We start from the raw sequence: 16979 nt of genomic DNA, 5'->3' as shown, positions 1-16979 counted from the left end.
GGCCGTGAGAATGGATGATATCGAAGTCGTATGCCTGTGTCAGCACTATGACATGAAGGGCTTTTATGGGCGTGGTTTGGCAAAACATGCACCATGGGTCAAATTGAAGTTTCCCGATGAGGTCAAAGACCCGCTGAGCATTCGCCATGCGTTGGCTTTTTCGCCGGGCCCCGAAGATTTTACACCTTACCCCAATCTGGAACTGGTGTCGGGCGGGGGCGCTGGGGTTGATGCCGTGCTGAGCAATCCAAGCCTGCCGGATCACGTTGCGGTCACGCGGGTGATCGCAGCAGAGCAGGGGCAGATGATTTCGGGCTTTGCGCTGTGGCATATCGTAAACTGGCAACGGCAGATGCAGACCTATGTGTCGCAGCAAAAGGACGCGAACTGGAACGTCATTAACCGTACGCCGCCGTCCTCATTTCCTGTCGGGATCCTTGGATTTGGCAATATCGGATCCAGGCTGGCAAGCGCGTTACGGTTGTTGGGTTATCCGGTCAAGGTTTTGGCCCGAACACCACGGTCGACTGAGGATGGCACAATTGTTGTAAACGGACAGGCCGGGCTGAATGAAATTGCCAGAGAATCACGCGCCGTTGTTAACCTATTGCCGCTAACAGACGAAACGCAGGGCGTTTTGAATGCAGATTTCTTCAGCATGATGCGGGACGATTCCATCGTTATTAACTTGGGACGGGGTGCGCACCTGAATGAGGATGATTTGATTGTGGCCCTCGATACTGGCCATCCTGCTGCCGCAGTGCTGGATACTTTCGCGACTGAACCACTACCCCGCAATCACCCGTTTTGGGCGCATGAACGTATTTTTGTGACGCCACATGTGGCTGGCGATGGGGAGCCAGAGGAGATTGCCCGTTTCATTGCTGAGGGGATCCGACGGTTCGAAGATGGCAAAGCCCCCGCTGGATTGGTTGACCGGGCTACGGGTTATTAAGTGCAGACCCTCTTGCCCCTCTTGGCCTTCGCCCCCTATAAGCGGGCGAAACCGATTAGGAGCGGCGGATGACCTTTTCACATTCCCATCTTCTGGGGATCGAACCCCTTGCACCTTCGGATATTACCGCAATTCTGGATCTGGCCGATCAGTATGTTGAACTGAACCGGCGTGATCTGAAGCACAGCAATGTGTTGGCGGGTTTGACGCAGGTCAACATGTTCTTTGAAAATTCGACCCGGACGCAGGCCAGTTTCGAGCTGGCAGGTAAGCGTCTGGGCGCCGATGTGATGAACATGGCGATGCAAGCCAGTTCGATCAAAAAGGGCGAGACCTTGATTGATACGGCGATGACGCTGAATGCGATGCATCCTGATCTTTTGGTGGTGCGACACCCGCATTCTGGTGCGGTCGATCTGCTGGCGCAAAAGGTGAACTGTGCCGTGCTAAATGCAGGTGATGGGCGGCACGAACATCCGACGCAAGCGCTGCTGGATGCGCTGACCATTCGCCGCGCCAAGGGGCGTCTACATCGCCTGAATATTGCGATTTGTGGTGACATCGCGCATTCGCGGGTGGCGCGGTCCAATATTATGCTGCTCGGTAAGATGGAAAACCGCATTCGCCTGATTGGTCCACCAACCTTGATGCCGTCTGAGATTGGGGCTTTTGGGGTCGAAGTTTACGACGACATGGCCGAGGGTTTGAAAGACGTCGATGTGGTGATGATGCTACGCCTTCAGAAAGAGCGGATGGATGGTGGATTTATCCCGTCTGAGCGTGAATATTACCACCGCTATGGCCTTGATTTTGCCAAGCTCAGCCACGCCAAAGACGACGCGATCGTCATGCATCCCGGCCCGATGAACCGGGGCGTGGAAATCGATGGCGAGCTGGCCGATGATATTAACCGCAGTGTTATTCAAGAACAGGTCGAAATGGGTGTTGCCGTGCGCATGGCCGCGATGGAACTGCTGGCCCGCAACCGCCGCACCAAGTCACCGGAGGTCATGGCGTGAGCGACCGGTTTGAGATCAGTGCAGATGAGGTTGGGTTGGTCCGCTTGTTCCAGATTGACCTGCCTGCGGATCAGGTTGAGGCGTTTTCAGACGACTTGCAAAAAGTTCAACGCGCTCTCGGGGCAACTCAACTGAATACTGACTACGTCGAAGTATTCGCAGTGAGCGACCTGACCGGACTGGGGTTGGCCGGATATATGGCTGAAGGGCTGGGCATCGCGAAACAGGACTTTGCGGCAGAGCGTGTCCGTCTGGATGCGTTGGAGGGTCATATATTGGTGATCCTATCCAAAGCGTTCGAGCAGACGGTCCAGACACTGACACCCAAGGTACCCTTGCGTTGGGTCGGAACCTACGCTGAGGAAAGTGCAAACGTCACGTTTGAGCCGCTTCCTGATAAAAGCGCGCAAGGTGTGGCCCCGGTCGCGGTGAAAAAAACCGCATCGAACGCAGCCATTCAGGGGCGCGTGGCGACAGTAGTTTTGATTTTTCTGGCCCTGTTTGTCTGGGTGTTCATTAAGATAGCGGGATGAGAGGACACATATGACCATCCTTTTTAAGAACGCACGGTTGATCGACCCCGAAGCGGGTACCGACAGCAACGGCTGGCTTTTGATTGACGGGGGTACAATCCGCGCGACGGGCACTGGTTCAGACCTGCCAGAGGCTGACCAGATTGTGGACTGCAGGGGTAAATGCCTAGCTCCGGGGATAGTCGATATCGGCGTAAAGGTTTGTGAACCGGGTGAACGTCACAAAGAATCCTACCGCTCTGCCGGGGCAGCAGCTGCCGCAGGTGGCGTAACAACGATTGTGACCCGCCCTGACACGTCCCCGACAATTGATAACCCTGAAACGCTTGAATTTGTCTCACGCCGTGCCAACGAAGATGCGCCGGTGAATGTCCTGTCCATGGCGGCACTGACCAAAGGTCGTGAAGGCCGTGAGATGACTGAGATTGGCTTTCTGCGTGACGCAGGCGCAGTGGCGTTTACCGATTGCGACCATGTGGTGCGCGATACCAAGGTGCTGAGCCGGGCGTTTAGCTATGCGCGTTCTTTGGATGCGTTGGTGATGTGTCACCCACAAGAGCCGATCTTGTCTGCAGGTGCGGCGGCGACATCGGGTAAATTTGCCTCGCTCAAAGGTCTGCCAGCGGTGTCACCGATGGCCGAACGTATGGGGCTTGATCGCGATATTGCCCTGATCGAGATGACGGGCGTGCGCTATCACGGCGATCAGATTACTACGGCCCGTGCTTTGCCCGCATTGGAACGCGCCAAACGCAACGGCTTGGATATCACCGCAGGCGTGTCGATTCATCATTTGACGCTGAACGAATTGGATGTTGCTAACTATCGGACGTTTTTCAAGATCAAGCCGCCGTTGCGGTCCGAGGATGACCGGCAGGCGATTATTGCTGCCGTGCGCGATGGGTTGATCGATGTAATCTGCTCGATGCACACGCCGCAGGACGAAGAAAGCAAACGCCTGCCGTTTGAAGAGGCGGCCAGCGGTGCCGTTGGGCTGGAAACACTTCTTCCGGCGGCGTTGCGGCTGTATCATTCGGGTGATCTGAGCTTGCCGCAGTTGTTCAAGGCGATGGCCCTGAACCCTGCCAAACGCCTTGGTCTGTCGTCTGGTTGTCTGACGGAAGGGGCGGCAGCGGATGTGATCCTGTTTGACCCAGATCAGCCATTTGTAATGGATCGTAGCAAGCTGCGCTCAAAATCCAAGAATACCCCGTTTGATGAGGCACGAATGCAAGGTCAGGTTCTGGCCACTTACGTTGCCGGTGAACGCATTTACGAGGCGACCTGATGCCCCCGATTGAAAGCGCGACAACCATCCTGACCCTATGGGCCGTTATTGGTTATCTGTTGGGATCCATTCCTTTTGGTATGGTGCTGACCCGTGTGATGGGGCTGGGGAACTTGCGTGACATCGGGTCGGGCAACATCGGGGCCACGAACGTTTTGCGCACTGGCAACAAAGCTGCTGCTGCAGGAACCTTGATATTGGATGGCGGTAAGGGGGCTCTGGCGGTATTGCTGGCGCGCGCCTGTGCGGGGGAAGATGCCGCACAGATTGCGGCCCTGATGGCGATGATCGGGCATTGCTATCCGGTCTGGCTGGGCTTTCGCGGGGGCAAAGGCGTGGCGACGTTTCTGGGGTTGCTGTTGGCGCTGGCATGGCCTGTGGGAATTGCCTGTTGCCTAACATGGCTTGCCACTGCGGCGACCTCGCGTATTTCATCATTGGCGGCGATCGCTGCTGCGGCAAGTTCGACAATATGGGCGATCTTGCTGGGGCATGGTGCGATGGCGGTGCTGGCTCTGTTGCTGACATTGCTGATTTATTACCGGCATGCGGACAACATCAAACGGATCAAGGCCGGGACCGAACCCAAGATAGGCAAGACGTGATGCTTGCGTTCTTTGTGGCTTTTGATGTGCGTTAATATATATAGATATTAATAGCTTAACTGACGGGTGCTGTTTAGCCCCCGCCAGAATTTGCCAGTTGTTAACGGCCGATGCGCGCGTCACGGGCGCGGGTGATCCGCTCGTCTTGTGTGGTTGAGGACTGCACGTTGACCTGCGCTTTGGTTACGGTATTGTCCGAGGCTTCCTGAAAGTTGCGTAGCGGCTGGCGCTCGCTTGGGTCAGGCTGGGCAAAGGCCGGTGCTGAGGCGATGGTTGCAAGGGCTGCCACAGTCAGAGCGGCGGTTTTGATAAGGTTTGGACGTTTCATGGATCAAGTCCTTTCTGTGTTGTTCATGACTATGATGTGGGGCGCAATCTGGGCGTTTAAACCCTTGGGTCGATCAACCGTAATCGCATTTCAGTGAGGGGCCGTGAGAGGGTTTGTGAGAGGTTGAAACATATGCTGCTGAAGGTCACCGAGAATGCAAAACGGGCAGGCCCTGAGGCCCACCCGATGGGGGGAGTTTGTAATGTTTTTAGCGGCTTAACGGTCGCGACGTTCCACCAGTGCTGGGGAAATCCGCGCCTGTTGTCCGTCGCGCGTCTGGATGTTGGTTTGCGCCTTGGTGACGGTCTGCGCAGGGGCTTCCTTGAAGGCGCGCAGGGGTTGACGCTCGCTGGGATCCGGGCCGCCTTGGGCGGTGGCCGAGACGGCAAGGGTGGTGGCAGCAGCCAAAGACAGAGCGGCGGTTTTGAAAATATTGGTACGGGTCATGGATCAGATCCTTATGTTGTGTTCGTCTGATCCAAATGTGGGGCGTTTAGGGTGGGAAAGAAGGCTTGGGGCGATCAACCCTGATCGCGTTTCAGTTAGCACGCGTGAGGGCATGAGATTTGTGTACAGCCTGTACAGGTTGTACGCGGATTATGTACGCAAATGGCTTGGGGCGCGTCGTTGGGTGTGCCGAAACGTTTACTTCTTTTTAACAAACTGCGTCAGGATGACGATGCGCTGCCCCTCAACCCGGCCCTCGATGTGTTCGGGATTATCCTGCACCAGTGAGATACTGCGCACTGCGGTGCCACGTTTGGCGGTGAAGCCCGCGCCCTTGACCGGCAGGTCCTTGATCAGCACCACGGTGTCGCCTTGTGCCAGTGGCGTGCCGTTGCTGTCTTTGTGGGCGGTGGCGACAGCGACGTTATCCACCCATGCGCGCATGTCGTCATCGAGCCAGAGCTGATCGGACAGATCGCGCGCCCAGTCGTGATCGGAGAGGTGGTTGAGGAGGCGTGCGGCCATCACCTGCGTTGCCGGATCCTCGGACCACATAGAGGAGGCGAGGCAGCGCCAGTGATTGACGTTGTCGCCGTCCAGCGCGCGCAGGCACGTGGCGCAAAGGTTGACCACCGCGCCGTCCGGCCCGCCGGGGACGGGGTGAGCGGTGAGAGGGGCATCAGCCGAGCAAAGGGCGCAGGACATGAGGGGGGCTCCGGTGTTCAACAGGTTTGGCCGGGGTATAGGGGGAATGTGTGGTGGGGGATAGTGGAGAGTGGGGGAATGGTGGGTTGCACCCACTCTACGGTGTTTATTCGACAATGCCATTTTCATCTAACAAACCGAAGGGCAGAGCCAGACCGCGGGCGGAAGCGAAGCGCCCGCCCATGGGGGCGGTCGGGCGCTGCCCGTGCACGGCACGGGCCTTTGTGCATTTATACGCTGTGTCGGAGAAGCGAATAGCGATGCGCGTCTAAATAAACCTTCGAGATAGAAATACTTGAATTCACTCTCTGTCGAATAACTTCAGGAACTCGTTCGTCGGAGTTGGCGCCCAATATGATTTCAACGGGTTCCAATGCCATTATGGTCTTATAACCTGGAGTCGGATCACCTGTGGAGTGTACGCGCCACTCTTTTTCATACTCCCACTCTTCGGGTTTTTGATATGCAATTGCGTGCAAAACATCGGTGGGATTATAACCTTCCGACACAGTTTTTTGCTCATCAGCAAATTTCAAAAGGTCGAGTATTGTAAGTTTTGGGCGCTCAGAAGAGTATTGAACATCTAGTGGAACATGATCATCGTACTTGCGTATCAGGTCCTGCTTGAATCGATATTTTATGCAGTAGCCTTGATGTGAATTAGAGTAATGGCTCCACATAAGAGGGTTGTCCCAGCTCTCGGAAAAACAGCAAATAAATGCTTTTCGCCTTTGCTCATCCATAAGATTTGCTCCGGTGTTCATGACCCTCTGAACATTAGCTATCGTAGGGCGAAATGACTTTCGAATATTTCGCCTCTGAGCTGGCGTTGAGTTATTCGGGTACAACCTTGCAGCCGTTGCCTCTTCGATGATGAGTTTGCCGGGTCTAAATTTTTTAAAATACTCAACTATCTCGATAGCAGAGCTCTGCTTGAAACTCGGATTGCAATCGAATGGATCATTCTGACCTACTAATGATGAAAAATATATACGCCTAGAGTTAATTGCTTCCTTTAACTCGTCGCAAACAAATGGAGTTGAATCTGAACGATACCTATAGAGAAACTCAGGAAATTCGTTGTTTTTATTCAGGGTCATTTTTCAACAAGTTTTTATAAATAATATCTTATGTATGTTTCCGTTTCGTATGCAAATACGAATGGTCGATTGAACGGCTACGCGGATTTGGTTCAAAACCGAAAAGCTTCAATTATCCATCTTCAACGCCGAAATAAACGCCTCCTGCGGGATATCAACTTTCCCGAACTGACGCATCTTTTTCTTACCGGCTTTTTGTTTGTCCAGCAGTTTGCGTTTCCGGGTGGCGTCGCCGCCGTAGCATTTCGCGGTCACGTCCTTGCGCATGGCTGACAATGTTTCGCGCGCGATGACCTTGCCGCCGATGGCCGCTTGGATCGGGATTTTGAACATGTGGCGCGGGATCAGTTCTTTGAGCTTTTCGCACATCACACGCCCGCGTGTCTCGGCCCGGTCACGGTGGACCATCATCGACAGGGCATCGACCGGCTCGTCATTCACCAGGATCGACATCTTAACAAGATTATCCTCGCGGTAGCCTTCGAGCTGGTAATCAAAGCTGGCGTAGCCTTTGGTCACGGATTTCAGGCGGTCGTAGAAGTCAAACACCACCTCGTTCAGGGGCAGGTCATAGACGGCCATGGCGCGGGAGCCGGCATAGGTCAGGTCCATCTGGATGCCGCGGCGGTCCTGGCAGAGTTTGAGCACATCGCCGAGGTATTCGTCGGGCACCAGAATGGTCGCCTTGATGCGCGGTTCCTCGATATGGTCGACATAGGTCATGTCGGGCATGTCGGCGGGGTTATGCAGGTCGGTCTGGGTGCCGTCTTTTGCGTAGACGTGGTAGATCACGCTGGGCGCGGTGGTGATCAGTTCGATATCATATTCGCGCTCGATCCGGTCGCGGATCACCTCAAGGTGCAAGAGGCCCAAGAAGCCACAGCGGAAGCCAAAGCCGAGGGCGGCGGAGGTTTCCATCTCATAGCTGAAGGAGGCATCATTGAGGGCGAGCTTTTCGATGGCGTCGCGCATGTCTTCGAATTCGGCGCTATCGACGGGGAAGAGGCCACAGAAGACCACGGGTTGCGAGGGGGCAAAGCCGGGCAGGGGTTCTGTGGTGCCCTTTTTCTCGTGCGTGATGGTATCACCGACTTTGGTATCGCGGACTTGTTTGATCGAGGCGGTGATAAAGCCGATCTCGCCGGGGCCAAGCGCGTCGATGTTTTGCATCTGTGGGCGGAACACACCGATGCGGTCAACGCCGTAGGTGGCGTCGGTCTGCATCATGCGGATCTTGTCGCCCTTTTTCAGGACGCCATCCATGATCCGAACCAGAACAACAACGCCAAGATAGGAATCGTACCAGCTGTCGACGAGCATGGCTTTCAATGGTGCATCTGCGTCGCCGGTGGGGGCGGGCAGGTTCTGAACGATGGATTCCAGCGTTTCCTGAATGCCGACACCGGTTTTGGCGGACACAGCGATGGCGCCTGAGGCGTCGATGCCGATGACATCCTCGATCTGTTCTGCGACGCGGTCACAGTCTGACGCAGGCAGGTCGATTTTGTTCAGAACCGGGATCAGCTCATGATCGGCATTGATCGCCTGATAGACGTTGGCCAGTGTCTGCGCCTCAACGCCCTGCGTGCTGTCAACGACCAGTAATGAGCCTTCGACCGCACGCATGGAGCGGGAGACCTCGTAGGCGAAATCGACGTGACCGGGGGTGTCGATCAGGTTGAGAACATAATCCTCGCCATCCTGCGCTTTGAAATCGATGCGCACGGTGTTGGCCTTGATGGTGATGCCGCGCTCGCGCTCGATATCCATCGTGTCCAGAAGCTGCGCCTTCATGTCCCGATCCGCCACCGTATTGGTGGACTGAATGAGCCGGTCGGCCAGCGTGGATTTCCCGTGGTCGATGTGCGCCACGATCGAGAAATTGCGGATATGTGAGAGCGGTGTCATGGTAGGGGGATATGGAAGGGTTTTGAGGGTTGGTCAAGGTGAGCAATGCAGGCAGTCGCACTATAGATGCGAAAAAAGAGACTCAAGACAATGAACGCGTCTCGTTGGGAAGCAAGAGAGTAATTTGGGAGCGTGTATTTTATGCCTTTTCCCTTTCCGGGCCTTATTGCAGTTATGAGCGCTACGGACAGTTAGTACTGACCCAAGTCACCACTCTAGCGCTTTTAAGGACAATATTGACCACACATTCTGGTTTGCAAGGCGTGCCATCTTCTTCGCCTTTGGCTGCGGCCCTTACAAACGCATCGCTCTTTTTGCAGCAATCTCTGATACAGGATGACAATGTTGGAATAGCCAGTAGCTTTGCCAAAGCCACGGTAGATGGCTCAGTATATGAGCGCGGTGAATATTTGGCTGCCTTAGAAAATCGAGACTTTTTCGGTATCGGGGATACTCTGGTTTTTTTACTGGAATCTCTATCTAGCGGCGTTGATTATGACGGAGTTTCAAAAAAAGAATTTGGAGAAATCGCACGCACAACCAGCTGGGATTTGTTAGCGGGACATTATCGTCGCGAAGAATTTCTCAAATGGATGGACGAAGCTGATTATCGGGGCTTACCGATAACTTCCCCAGACAATTCTATGTTTCTTTTGCTGAAGTATTTTTCAAAGCATGAGCATTGGTCCTTTTGGCGTGAGTGGTATCAGGGTTTTTTGGATGGCCACCCGATGGATTGGGAGTTGCAGCGGCGGGTGGCGTTGATTGCAGATCCAATCTGGGAGGCGGGGCCAGAGGCGGTGGCCAAGGAGATTGAGCGGATCCGGGCGGAGTATTTGCTGGAGAAGGTGCCGCAGGCTGAGAAGGTTGAGTTCAATCCTGAAACAGCAAAGTTCTTCACCACTCCGATAGAAGTCGCGAAGCCAGATCTGTTGGGCGCGACGCTGGCGCAGGTCGAAGACGCGCTTGAGGATGTCTTGGCCAGCGCCTCGAACGGATTGCATGATAATGCGCGCGAAGTGCGGGTATTGTGCCGGGTATTTACCAAATACGGCAACAACCCACAGCAAATCGAAATGGGGTTTGTTGGCGTTCACAAAGGGCTAACACGGCAAATTCTGAATGATGAATTGCCGCCAAGCGAGGAAAACCTCGCCTTACAGGACGCATTGGAAGAGGGTGCGCGGGCGATCCGGGCAACCCATCCGGAGGTGGCGGAGAACCGTAAGATCTTATCCGAGCAAGCCATTCGCGAATTACCGGAGGGTGCGAAGGAGCAACTGGAAGAGGCGCTGCCGATGTTGGTTGCGATCTCTGAGCCAGAGCTGGCGGAAGAATGGCAGCATGACATTCCGCAGTTGATCAATGATGCGACGTTGCCTTTGCCCAGTGGGGCACCGCCCTTGCCGGGGGCGGATGAAACCACGCGGATATTCTCTCGTGTGGCTAAGATTGCATTGCATTTGAAAGCAGCAGAAGTGATCCACAAAATAGATGGTAGCGCGGGCTATAAAGGGGCACGCATCCTAACGACGGTTGCAGCCCTCGTTGGATTGGGAATTGCATTTCTATAATTGAGACGTCCCGCCCGGTGGAACACCGGGCAGCGCCCGACCCTCCCCATGGGAGGGCGCTTTTGCGACGATTGCGGGTGATTGAGTGCTTGGCGAATTGGGAGAGGGTGTGTGGATTACAATGGGAATACTGCGCCCACCCAGGGTCGGGCGCTGCCCTTTTCGAGAGGTAGAGGCCTCAGTCGCCGGTTCTGAGGCGGGAGTTTTGGATGAGGGCGATGGTCAGGAGCGGCGCGCCGACGGTGATCAGGGTGACGACGATCAGGAGGATGCCGAGCTGGCTGTAGTCGGCGGCGGTGGTGACGGCTCCCGTGTTGTCTGTGACCTCGCGCGTGACGATGAAAATCTCGTTGAGGTATTTGGTCAACAGGGCGCTGGCCGAAAGCGCCAGATTGGTGAAGGAGGCCATGACGGCAAAGAAGGTCGCCTTGAGATTGGCGGGTGCGTTGCGGGCAATCCACGCCAGCATGGGGATGACGGCGACTTGGCCTAAGGGCGATTCCACCGCCGTGTCGAGAATGGCGATGAAACGCGCATCAACCACGCCACCGGTGAGGGCGGCGGTCCAGTTCTGGATGCCATAATACAACCCGATATTGGGCAGCGACAGGATGCCAGCGGCGACGGTCAGGATCGCCACGATGGCGGTGACCGAGCGGCTGGCCATCAGCGGGCGCAGAATGACGAGACCCACGAGGGTCAGCGCCGAGGTGATAAACGACAGCAGCGACAGAAATTGCTGGTCAAAGCCGAGGATATCAATGCTGAACCATGTTTGCCCGTCGCCGGGGCGGGGTGTGGCGCGGAACACAAAGAGGATCAGCGCGGTGCCGACAAGCGCGCGGGCTTGGGCCACGGGCAGGACTGTCAGCAGTTGCCGCATCAAGAGCGAGACGATGATGAGCGAGCCGAGGAATATGATTTCCTGCCCGTAGGGGACCTGCCCCAGACCGACGATCAGGGTGATGGCGACAAAACCCGCCCCGCCGATGAAATACCACGGGTTTGGGGTGGTGGGCTCATCGGGCGTATCAAGTGCGGCGGTGATGGCTTGCGCGCTCAGGCCTTGTAATTGCATGCGTTTACGGCGGCTGCGGCGTTGCCCGGCGGCGATCAGGATACCCGAGACTGAGATCAGCGGGATGACCAGCCCGATCAGGTAGATATTGGCGTAGACAGTGGATTTCTGCGCCTGATCCAGCGCCTCGATCCCGGCGAACATGGTGATGTTTACGACGGCGACGACGACCGTGCCGAAGATCAGCGCAAACCGGCCCAGTGTTTGCATGGTGGTGTGCATCATGCGCGAGGTGTCGTGGTCGATTGGCGTGCCGGTGTCATCGGTGCGCGGCACCGCCTCGACCGACATGGCATCGGCGACGGCGTCTTGCAGCACAAGGCCAGACGGCGCGATGATGGTGCTGGCGATGAACCATGATTTGAGCGGGGCGATGGCGCTCATCATCTCGGGGGCGGTCAGCACTAGGTACATGATGAAGAAGCTCAGCGCGGTGAGGGCTGCGCCCAGCCATAAGAGCCACGCCTTGTGCCGCCACAGGATATCGACCAGATGTCCAAGGGGCATTTTCAGCGCCCATGGGATGCCCGCCCAAAAACCAAGGCCGGCTAGGTAAGCGGCTGACAGATCAAGGTATTCTTTGACAAAGAAGGTGCCAGTGATGCCGCTGATGGTGGCCAAACCATAGGCGAAATAGACCATCAGAGGCGGGACATAAGACCAGCGCAATTGGCGGATCAGGTCGATGAAGATGTCATCAAACCATGTGGCGATTTTGCCCAATACCTGCATGCCAGCCCTGTGTTTTGTTCTTATGCCTCATGCATATAGGGGTATTTTCGGTCAGAGCCAATCGTCGCGCCCGGTGCCGATGGCCTCGTCCACAGTGGTGAACCCATCGCGCGCGAGCAGCTGATCCAGCCCCTTGGCGATGTCCCCTGCCAGCGAGAGACCTTTGTACACCATGGCCGAGTAGAGCTGTACAGCGCTGGCCCCGGCGCGGATCTTGGCATAGGCCTGTTCGGCGCTGCCAATACCACCGACGCCGACAAGGGGGATTTCTCCGTCGGTGAGTTTTGAGAGCTGCGCCAGCACGCGGGTGGATTTTTCGAAAAGCGGCTGGCCAGAGAGGCCACCGGCTTGGTCTTTGTCGGCGCTTTGCAAGCCGTCGCGTGACAACGTGGTGTTGGTGGCGATGATGCCGGAAAGGTTTGCCGTGGTGGCGACCTCGGCGATTTCAGCCAGTTCGTCGTGATTCAGGTCTGGCGCGATCTTGAGGAAGATCGGGATCGCCTTTGGCAGGGTATTGCGGGCCTCCATCACGCCCTTAAGAAGCGCAGTCAGGGCGGCGGCGCCTTGCAGATCGCGCAGTTTTTCGGTGTTGGGCGAGGAGACGTTGACGGTGGCAAAGTCCAGATGCTGACCGCAATGGGCCAGCACACGCGCGAAATCATCGGCACGGTCGGTGCTATCCTTGTTGGCCCCGAGGTTGAGGCCGATGACGGCGTCTTGTGGGCGCTGGGAGAGCAAGCGTTCAGCGGCCACCATTCCGTCGTTGTTGAAGCCAAAGCGGTTGATCACGCCTTGATCTTTGGTCAGACGAAACAGGCGTGGTTTTGGGTTGCCGGGTTGCGGGCGCGGGGTGATGGCACCGACTTCGATAAAGCCAAAACCTGCGCGGGACAGGGGGGCAAGCGCTTGCGCGTTTTTGTCGAACCCGGCGGCGAGGCCAACAGGGTTGGGGAGTGTCATGCCAGCGAGATCGGTTTTCAGGCGGGGGGATGTGACGGGGCCGGAGAGTGGCGCCAGACCGCTGCGTAAGGCGCGCAGGGCAAGGCCATGGGCGGCTTCCGGATCAAAGCGGTGCAGGGCGGAGACGCCGAGGCGTTCGATCAGTTTCATGTCATATCATCCGGAAAGATGTGGGTGCCGTTTTCAAAAGGGAGCGATTTGGCCCAGAGTACATCGTCAATCTTTAGATCGCGAAAGAGGTGTGGGAAAAGCGCCCCACCACGGGAGGGTTCCCATTTCAAGGCGTCGCCCAAGTTATCCGCTTCGAGGGCGAGCAGTGTGAGCTCTGTTTCCCCGGCGAAGTGTTTGGCGGCAGTCTCTGACGCTTGTTCGGCCGTTGAGAAATGGATGTAGCCATCGGCCAGATCGATGGGGGCACCCCGGGTCTGGCTCTCGGCCTGCAATTGCGCCCATTCGGGTGCGCGGAATATCTTGTAAATCAGCATGTGGGCCTGATGCCCTGATGCGGTGGGCGGGTCAAGATGGAAGCTGTCGCCAGCGCCGGGTTGCCATGGCAATACGGATGCCAAAGCGGCGGGCGGTGCCCAGATCGTCGGTATCGACCAATTGTTCCTTATCGCGCGAGGATGTCGCTGCCAGACCCAGCCAACACCCGGCGGTGTTAACGCCGGGGCGGTCGGGATGTACCGGCGCGCCAACCTCGGCTTGGCCAACCCAGATCATGCCCATTTGCGCGGCGTAGATGGCAAGGCGTTGCAAGGTACTGAGCTTATCGCCTGAGGGGAAGGTGGCGACAGTGAAACCGGCGGCAATTTTGTCCGCCCATGCTAGGTCCAACCAGCGGTCGGCGGCCTCTTCCAGAAATTGATCAAAGCGGGCGGCACTTGAGCCCATATAGGTGGGACTGCCGAAAACCACTGCCTCTGCCGCGTCGAGAATTCCCCAATCCCGATCGGTGATGTGTTCAACATCGATGATATGTGCGCCAATGCCTGCGCCCGCAGCAATGGCTTGGGCAACGGCACGGGTATGCCCATTGCCGGAAAAATAGGTGATCGCAATCTCAGGTGCGTGATCGGCATCTTGCTCTTGCGGGGTCATGTCATAAGGGTTGGCGTGTGCGTGGTCTTCCATCCGTTAATGATAAGACGAAGGAGAAGAATATGCGATGGCTTTTCTTTTGCCGCCGATGCGGCCTATCTTGCAGGCAAATGACAAAGAGGCCCCGATGAGCAGCGTCAAAGAGCAATATGAGGCGTACCCGTACCCTGAACGGAACCCTAAGGATGAGGCGAAACGGTTGATCAGCGGATCGCCATCGCTGCCGCAGGAGATTGATCATTTCATCTATGGCGGGATGCGCGATTGGTCCAAGCCGTTGCGGGTGTTGGTGGCGGGGGGCGGCACTGGTGATGGATTGATCCAGTTGGCAACGATGATGGCGCAGTTCAAGAAACCCTGCGAGATCACCTACGTGGATCTGTCAAAAGCCTCGCGTAAGGTGGCGGAGGCGCGCGCAAAAGTGCGCAAGCTTAGCAATATCACCTTTGTCACTGGCAGCCTGCTGGATGCGCCAGATCTGGGGGAGTTTGATTACATCGATTGTTGCGGTGTGTTGCATCACCTGCCCGCGCCGGAAGAGGGATTTCGCGCGTTGAATGCGGCATTGGCCCCCGGTGGTGGCTTGGGCTTTATGGTCTATGCGCCTTATGGACGGTCGGGTGTTTACCCGCTGCAACAGGCGTTTGGGGCACTATTGGGGGATTTACCGCCCAAGGAACGACTGAGGCAGGGGAAACGGATATTTGAGGCATTGCCCGAGGGACACCCATTCAAGGCAAATATCAACGTGAATGATCATAAGGCCAGCGAGGCAGGGTTTTATGACCTGCTGCTGCACACGCAGGATCGATCTTATGATGTGACGCAGTTGATGCAGACATTTGAGAATACCGGATGGCATCTGAGCGGCTTTGTCACGCAGGCGCTCTATGACTTGTCGCGGGTGGCAAAGCGGCCCGAAGGTATGGGGGATGTTGAGGCAATGGCGATGGCGGAGAAGCTGAACGGGACGATCAAAGTCCATACGGGCTATGCCGTCAAAACCGGAGGGGCACGCGGGCCAGCGAATGGGCGCAACCGTGCCGTGGTGCCGGTGCTTAAGGGCGTGCGTGCGCAGCAATTGGCACAGGCGGTGGCGCAAGGTAAGGCCTTGCCGATGGAGATGGATGGTTTGAAGGCCACCTTGAGTCTGCCCAAGTCTGCAGCCCCGCTGATCGCGGCCATCAATGGCCAGCGAAACTTGAATGAGATTGCCGTGGTGGCGGGTGCTGATCCGATCAGCTTTGGTGCCAATTGGGGCAAGGTTGAGAGTGTTTTGGCAGGTTGGGGGTTGTTGCTCTATTCCGGGATTGCACGACAAAGTGCCTGAGGTTCAGCTGCAGAATTTTGTATAAAGCGCGGCTGCCCACAACATGCCGGGGATGAAAGCGGCCAAAAGCACTGCAAGTGATCCGTAGTCCTTGGCCATGCGCGACAGTTCATGCCGCTCTGGCCCTATCCGGTCGATGGCGGCCTCAATCGCACTGTTGAGAATCTCTACAATCACCACCAACAAAACCGAGATAATCAGCAGGGCGATCATGATGGCGTTTTGCCCCACCAAAAATGCGATAGGAATCGAGAGCAGGAAAACGATAAATTCAATACGAAAAGCTTCCTCTCCGTGCCAGATATCGCGAAACCCGGCCATCGAATTGGCGTAGGCTGCGCGCAGGCGTGCAAAGCCTTTTAACGGTTGATTACCCACGGGCGCCTCTTTGTTTTGTGCCTGTTTAGCGCAGCATATGTCGCCGTGATTGACATGTCGAACACAATCCGGGACGGTTCTGGAAAACAGGAGTGAGCCGCATGAATGAGATCACCTTGCGTGGATTGGCGGTGGTGACGGGTGCTGGACAGGGCATTGGCCGGGTGATCGCGGTTCGGTTGCTGCAGGCAGGATGTCACGTGTTGGCGGTCGGGCGCACCCGGTCGAAGCTGGAGGGGCTGGCGGCAGAGGCAGGGGTTTCTGAGGATCAGGTGACGATTGCAGGCGTGGATATCCGGGATGTGTCTGCCGTAGAGCAAATGGTGCAGGCCGCGCAAGAGCAGCATGACGAGATTGCCTATCTGGTAAATGCAGCAGGGATTTTGGTGCCGTCAAAGCTGCTGGAGACCGATTCTGACGCCTTGGCGAAAACCATTGCGGTGAATTTCACAGCGACGCTGGTGTTCACGCAGATCGTGGCACGGGTGATGGCGGCGCAAAAAGCCGGGGCGATTGTGACCATCGGGTCGAATTCGGGCACCACGCCGCGCACCGGGCTGGGAGCTTATCCGGCCTCCAAGGCCGGGTTGGCACATGCGATGAAGTGTCTGGGGTTGGAGTTGGCCGAACATGGCGTGCGCTGCAATATTGTGTCGCCCGGTTCAACCGATACGCCGATGCAGCAATCGTTTCAAACCTCGGCCAGCAGTCTGGACCGGGTGCTAAAGGGCGATGCGGACCTGTGGCGGCTGGGCATTCCGTTGGGGCGGATGGCCGATCCGCAGGATGTGGCCAATATCGTGCTGTTTCTGCTGTCGGACATGGCGCGGCATATCACGATGGAGAATATCGTGATCGATGGCGGGGCGACCTTGGGGGCGCGGTAGGCGTTCAAAATTTGATCAAGTTTCATTTCACCCCTTGGAAATCCTGACAAG

General features: G+C 56.6%; 18 protein-coding genes. 8 read left to right on the top strand and 10 right to left on the bottom strand.

Going from position 1 to position 16979, the window contains the following annotated elements:
• Positions 1 to 10 precede the first annotated feature (10 nt).
• The 5 genes from D9A02_RS17545 (at position 11) to plsY (ending at position 4400) form a co-directional block, all read left to right on the top strand.
• On the top strand, positions 11 to 955 hold the full coding sequence (locus D9A02_RS17545; protein WP_162933120.1) for a glyoxylate/hydroxypyruvate reductase A: 945 nt from the start codon (positions 11 to 13) through the stop codon (positions 953 to 955).
• Between the two features lie 68 nt (positions 956 to 1023).
• Positions 1024 to 1974, top strand: a complete 951-nt coding sequence (locus D9A02_RS17540; RefSeq protein ID WP_120502167.1) for an aspartate carbamoyltransferase catalytic subunit — start codon at positions 1024 to 1026, stop codon at positions 1972 to 1974.
• Entirely contained in the window at positions 1971 to 2507 is a 537-nt protein-coding gene (locus tag D9A02_RS17535) for a hypothetical protein (protein WP_120502166.1), read from the top strand. Before D9A02_RS17540 ends, D9A02_RS17535 begins: the two co-directional genes overlap by 4 nt.
• Positions 2508 to 2517: 10 nt before the next feature.
• On the top strand, positions 2518 to 3795 hold the full coding sequence (gene pyrC / locus D9A02_RS17530) for a dihydroorotase (RefSeq protein WP_120502165.1): 1278 nt from the start codon (positions 2518 to 2520) through the stop codon (positions 3793 to 3795).
• Complete coding sequence (gene plsY / locus D9A02_RS17525; RefSeq protein ID WP_120502164.1) at positions 3795 to 4400, top strand: glycerol-3-phosphate 1-O-acyltransferase PlsY; 606 nt, start codon at positions 3795 to 3797, stop codon at positions 4398 to 4400. The genes pyrC and plsY overlap by 1 nt, the downstream gene beginning before the upstream one ends.
• 100 nt (positions 4401 to 4500) lie before the next feature.
• Here the strand turns inward: plsY and D9A02_RS17520 are convergent, their stop codons facing one another.
• The 5 genes from D9A02_RS17520 to lepA all read right to left on the bottom strand — a co-directional run bounded on the left by D9A02_RS17520 (position 4501) and on the right by lepA (position 8888).
• Positions 4501 to 4728, bottom strand: a complete 228-nt coding sequence (locus D9A02_RS17520) for a hypothetical protein (RefSeq protein ID WP_120502163.1) — start codon at positions 4726 to 4728, stop codon at positions 4501 to 4503.
• A 216-nt stretch (positions 4729 to 4944) separates the two neighbouring features.
• Positions 4945 to 5175: a hypothetical protein gene (locus D9A02_RS17515; protein ID WP_120502162.1), complete on the bottom strand. Its 231-nt coding sequence runs from the start codon at positions 5173 to 5175 to the stop codon at positions 4945 to 4947.
• Positions 5176 to 5373: 198 nt separating this feature from the next.
• Positions 5374 to 5880, bottom strand: a complete 507-nt coding sequence (locus tag D9A02_RS17510) for an alkylphosphonate utilization protein (RefSeq protein WP_120502161.1) — start codon at positions 5878 to 5880, stop codon at positions 5374 to 5376.
• 230 nt (positions 5881 to 6110) lie between these two features.
• A complete protein-coding gene (locus D9A02_RS17505; RefSeq protein WP_120502160.1) occupies positions 6111 to 6980 on the bottom strand; it encodes a DUF2971 domain-containing protein in 870 nt (289 codons plus the stop codon).
• A gap of 108 nt (positions 6981 to 7088) precedes the next feature.
• Positions 7089 to 8888, bottom strand: a complete 1800-nt coding sequence (lepA, locus tag D9A02_RS17500) for a translation elongation factor 4 (protein ID WP_120502159.1) — start codon at positions 8886 to 8888, stop codon at positions 7089 to 7091.
• Positions 8889 to 9124: 236 nt separating this feature from the next.
• Between lepA and D9A02_RS17495 the strand changes: the two genes are divergently transcribed.
• Positions 9125 to 10462: a hypothetical protein gene (locus D9A02_RS17495; protein ID WP_120502158.1), complete on the top strand. Its 1338-nt coding sequence runs from the start codon at positions 9125 to 9127 to the stop codon at positions 10460 to 10462.
• Between the two features lie 178 nt (positions 10463 to 10640).
• Here the strand turns inward: D9A02_RS17495 and D9A02_RS17490 are convergent, their stop codons facing one another.
• The 4 genes from D9A02_RS17490 to D9A02_RS17475 are packed head-to-tail and all read right to left on the bottom strand — an operon-like array spanning position 10641 to position 14366.
• Positions 10641 to 12272 carry a hypothetical protein gene (locus D9A02_RS17490; RefSeq protein ID WP_120502157.1) on the bottom strand — a complete coding sequence of 544 codons (1632 nt, stop codon included), beginning with the start codon at positions 12270 to 12272 and terminating at the stop codon, positions 10641 to 10643.
• Positions 12273 to 12323: 51 nt separating this feature from the next.
• A complete protein-coding gene (locus D9A02_RS17485; RefSeq protein WP_120502156.1) occupies positions 12324 to 13382 on the bottom strand; it encodes a quinone-dependent dihydroorotate dehydrogenase in 1059 nt (352 codons plus the stop codon).
• A complete protein-coding gene (locus D9A02_RS17480; protein WP_120502155.1) occupies positions 13379 to 13717 on the bottom strand; it encodes a DUF952 domain-containing protein in 339 nt (112 codons plus the stop codon). The genes D9A02_RS17485 and D9A02_RS17480 overlap by 4 nt, the downstream gene beginning before the upstream one ends.
• Positions 13718 to 13748: 31 nt before the next feature.
• Positions 13749 to 14366: a flavodoxin family protein gene (locus tag D9A02_RS17475; protein ID WP_254054666.1), complete on the bottom strand. Its 618-nt coding sequence runs from the start codon at positions 14364 to 14366 to the stop codon at positions 13749 to 13751.
• 34 nt (positions 14367 to 14400) lie between these two features.
• Here D9A02_RS17475 and D9A02_RS17470 point away from each other — a divergent pair, with 34 nt between their 5' ends.
• The gene (locus D9A02_RS17470) at positions 14401 to 15663 is read left to right on the top strand and encodes a class I SAM-dependent methyltransferase (RefSeq protein WP_367946756.1); all 1263 of its coding nucleotides are present in this window, start codon (positions 14401 to 14403) and stop codon (positions 15661 to 15663) included.
• A 3-nt stretch (positions 15664 to 15666) separates the two neighbouring features.
• On the opposite strand, the gene D9A02_RS17465 is transcribed toward D9A02_RS17470, so the two are convergent.
• A complete protein-coding gene (locus D9A02_RS17465) occupies positions 15667 to 16041 on the bottom strand; it encodes a diacylglycerol kinase (protein ID WP_301951097.1) in 375 nt (124 codons plus the stop codon).
• Positions 16042 to 16142: 101 nt separating this feature from the next.
• On the opposite strand from D9A02_RS17465, the gene D9A02_RS17460 reads away from it, so the two are divergent.
• On the top strand, positions 16143 to 16928 hold the full coding sequence (locus D9A02_RS17460) for an SDR family NAD(P)-dependent oxidoreductase (protein ID WP_120502153.1): 786 nt from the start codon (positions 16143 to 16145) through the stop codon (positions 16926 to 16928).
• Positions 16929 to 16979: the final 51 nt, after the last annotated feature.

Source organism: Roseovarius sp. EL26, from assembly GCF_900327775.1.
Classification (GTDB): Bacteria; Pseudomonadota; Alphaproteobacteria; order Rhodobacterales; family Rhodobacteraceae; genus Roseovarius.
The sequence above is the reverse complement of the archived record's forward strand: the minus strand, read 5'-3'. Positions and strand labels throughout refer to the sequence as shown.